The following is a 3,445-nucleotide window of genomic DNA, read 5'->3' as shown; positions in this document are numbered from 1 at the left end:
GCGCACGAGCGTCCCGTCCGCGACGAGCGCCGCGACGTCCTCCGCCGCGCGATGGGCGAACACGAGGCCCTCGAGCAGCGAGTTCGAGGCCAGCCGGTTCGCTCCGTGCACCCCGGTGCAGGCCGCCTCCCCCGCCGCGTAGAGGCCCGGGAGGGACGAGCGGCCGCGCAGGTCGGTCACCACGCCACCCGAGTGGTAGTGCTGGGCCGGGGCGACCGGGACGAGGTCCGTCGTCAGGTCGATCCCCTCGGCGAGCAGTCGCTCGTGGATCGTGGGGAACCGCATCCGGAGGAAGTCCGCCCCGAGGTGGCGCGCGTCGAGGTAGACGTGGTCCGCAGCGGTCTCGGCCATCCGTCGCACGATCGCGTGCGCGACGACGTCGCGCGGTGCGAGCTCGGCCATCGGGTGCACCTCGGGCATGAAGCGCAGTCCGTCGGTGTCCAGCAGCAGCGCACCCTCGCCCCGCACCGCCTCCGAGACCAGTGTGAGCTGGCCCCGCGCCCCCGCACCGAGCCAGAGGACCGTCGGGTGGAACTGCACGAACTCGACGTCGGCGACCTCGGCCCCGGCACGCAGCGCGGCAGCGAGCCCGTCCCCGGTCGCCTGGACCGGGTTCGTCGAGGACGGGTACACCTGCCCGATGCCTCCGGTGGCCAGCACCACGGCCGGGGCGAGCGCCGCACCGACCCCGTCGCGGCTTCCCTCGCCGATCACGTGCAGCGTGACCCCGCACACCGGGCCGGGTCGACCGTCGGGGCCCGACCCGGCGGTGAGCAGGTCGAGGACGAGGGCGTGCTCGAGGACCTCGATCCCCGGGTCGTTGCGCACGGCCTCGAGCTGGGCGACCAGGGCCCGGGAGATCTCCGCGCCGGTGGCGTCCCCGCCGGCGTGGGCGATGCGGTCCGCGTGGTGACCGCCCTCCCTGGTCAGGGCGAGCCCGCCGTCGGCCACCGTGTCGAATCGTGCGCCGAGCGCCACCAGCTCGCGGACGCGGTCCGGCCCCTCGGTGACCAGGATCTCGACCGCGACCGGGTCGCAGATCCCTGCACCCGCGACGAGGGTGTCCTCGAGGTGAGCGGCAGGGCTGTCCTCGGGGTCGAGCGCCGCGGCGATCCCGCCCTGGGCCCAGACCGTCGAGCCCGAGGCGAGCACCCCCTTGGTGACCAGCAGCACGCGCGGGACGCGGGTGCGCAGCCGGAGCGCAGCCGTCAGCCCCGCGATCCCCGAACCCACCACGATGGCGTCCGCCTCGACCGTCCACCCGGGGGTCGGCCCGGCGAGCCGCGAGGCGAGCCTCACCGTCCGGCCCGCCACGCGAGCGCGGCGCTGCGCAGGCCCGGCTGCGCCAGGCCCGGGTCGGAGCCGCGGTGCAGGATCCGGTTGTGCTCGTCGACGTGGACCACGCGGGGCTCGTAGCTGCGGGCGTCCGCATCGCTCATCGAGCCGTAGGCGATGAGGATGACGACGTCCTGGGGGCCGACCAGGTGCGCGGCCGCGCCGTTGATGCACAGCACCCCCGAACCGGCCTCGCCCTCGATCGCATAGGTCGTCAGCCGAGCGCCGTTGGTCACGTCGACGATGTCGACCTGCTCGCCCGGCAGGATGTCGGCCGCCTCGAGCAGCAGGCGGTCCACGGTCACGGACCCGACGTAGTCGAGGTCGGCGGCGGTGACCGTGGCGCGGTGGATCTTCCCGGTCATCATCGTGCGCATCCGTGCCGCCCGGCTCATCGTTCCTCCTCCGGCGCGATGTCCACCATCGCGTTGTCGATCAGTCTCGTCGCGCCCGCCCTGGCCGCGATCGCGAGCAGAGCAGGACCGCGATGGTCCGCCGGGACGTCGGTGGCGTCCCGCGGGTCGACGAGCGCCACGTAGTCCACCAGGAGCCCGGAGGACGCGCTCAGCCGGTCCCGCGCGGCGTCCACCACGCCCCGCGCGGTCCCGCCGCGTCCGGCCGTCGCCGTCCCCGCCGCGATCGCCGCAGGGAGCGCGAGGGCAGCGGCCCGCTCGGCCGCGCTGAGGTACGCGTTGCGGGAGGACAGCGCGAGCCCGTCCTCGTCCCGGACGATCGGTGCACCGACGATCTGCACCGGCACGTCGAGGTCGGCGACCATCTGACGCACGGCCATCAGCTGCTGGGCGTCCTTCTCCCCGAAGACGGCGACGTTCGGGCTCGTGAGGTGGAGGAGCTTGAGCACGACGGTCAGCACACCGTCGAGGTGCCCAGGCCGGGAGGCGCCCTCGAGGATCGTGCCGATCGATCCCGCGCTCACGGTGACCACGGGTTCGCCGTCGTACATCTCGGCCACCTCGGGGGCGAAGACGAGGTCGGCGCCGGCGGCGGTGAGCAGGGCGACGTCACCGTCGAGGTCCCGCGGGTAGCTGTCGAGGTCCTCCCCGGGGCCGAACTGCAGGGGGTTGACGAAGACCGTCGCGACGACCTCGTCGGCGTGCTCGCTCGCCAGGCGCACGAGGGAGAGGTGCCCGGCGTGCAGCGCCCCCATCGTCATGACCACGGCGCGGCTGCGCCCGGCAGCCGCGCCCTCGGCGAGGGCGGCCGCGAGCGCGGCACGGGTCTGGACGAGGGTGGTCACTGGGGGTCCTCCGGGATCAGCACGTCGAGCAGCCGTTGCGCCTGCTCCGGCCCGAGGCGCCCCGCGCGCAGGGCGCGAGTGGTGGTCGCCCGGGCCAGAGCACGATAGGCGTCGGGCAGGTCTGCCGCGTCGGCATCCCGACCGGCGAGCAGCGCGAGCTCAGCGAGGTGGGCGCTCACCGTGCCGACGTCCCCGCGCACCACCGGCCCGGTCAGTGAGCCCACCCCGGTCGCGTCGCTGCCTGCCGAGCGCACGGCCCCGTCGAGCGCGGCCCCGAGCAGGGGCCCGAGCACGCGGTCCGGCGCCTCGACCCCGGCAGCCCTCAGCGCCTGTGCCGCCTGGGCGACGAGCACGACGAGGTGGTTCGCTCCGTGCGCGAGGGCAGCGTGGTAGAGCCCGCGCGCGTCCTCGGCGACGACGACGGGCTCCCCGCCGATCTCCACGACGAGGGCCTGTCCGATCGGCAGCACGGGCGTCGGCCCGGTGACGGCGAAGGTCGCGCCGACGATCCGCGAGAGGTCGAGCGAGGTCCCGGTGAACGTCATCGCCGGGTGGATCGCCAACGGGATCGCTCCGGCAGCGCGCGCGGGTGCGAGGACGGCGGTCCCCGAGGCCCCCGAGGTGTGCACGACGATCTGACCGGGTTGCCATGCGCCAAGGGTCGCGAGCCCCTCGACCAGCCCGGGCAGGGCGTCGTCGGGGACGGTGAGGAGCACGAGCTCCGCGCGCTCGACGACCTGGGGCACCTCGAGCACCGGCACGCCGGGTAGCAGCGTCTCGATGCGCTCGACGGAGTCCCGCGAGATCCCGCTGGCGCAGACGACCGCATGGCCCGCCGCGCGCAGCGCGCTG

General features: G+C 75.0%; 4 protein-coding genes. All 4 read right to left on the bottom strand.

Features of this window, described 5'->3' with window-relative positions; genetic code table 11:
• Positions 1-1,299 (bottom strand): L-aspartate oxidase (locus ABWK99_RS14890; RefSeq protein ID WP_372595478.1); only part of this gene is annotated, 1,299 nt, incomplete at its 3' end.
• Positions 1,296-1,730: an aspartate 1-decarboxylase gene (panD, locus tag ABWK99_RS14885; RefSeq protein WP_372595477.1), complete on the bottom strand. Its 435-nt coding sequence runs from the start codon at positions 1,728-1,730 to the stop codon at positions 1,296-1,298. The genes panD and ABWK99_RS14890, both read right to left, overlap by 4 nt.
• Positions 1,727-2,593, bottom strand: a complete 867-nt coding sequence (panC, locus tag ABWK99_RS14880; RefSeq protein ID WP_372595476.1) for a pantoate--beta-alanine ligase — start codon at positions 2,591-2,593, stop codon at positions 1,727-1,729. Before panC ends, panD begins: the two co-directional genes overlap by 4 nt.
• Positions 2,590-3,445: Rossmann-like and DUF2520 domain-containing protein (locus ABWK99_RS14875; protein ID WP_372595475.1), on the bottom strand; the 856-nt coding region annotated here is incomplete at its 5' end. The genes panC and ABWK99_RS14875, both read right to left, overlap by 4 nt.

It is taken from the genome of Actinotalea sp. (assembly GCF_041597215.1).
GTDB lineage: Bacteria > Actinomycetota > Actinomycetes > Actinomycetales > Cellulomonadaceae > Actinotalea.
The sequence above is the reverse complement of the archived record's forward strand: the minus strand, read 5'-3'. Positions and strand labels throughout refer to the sequence as shown.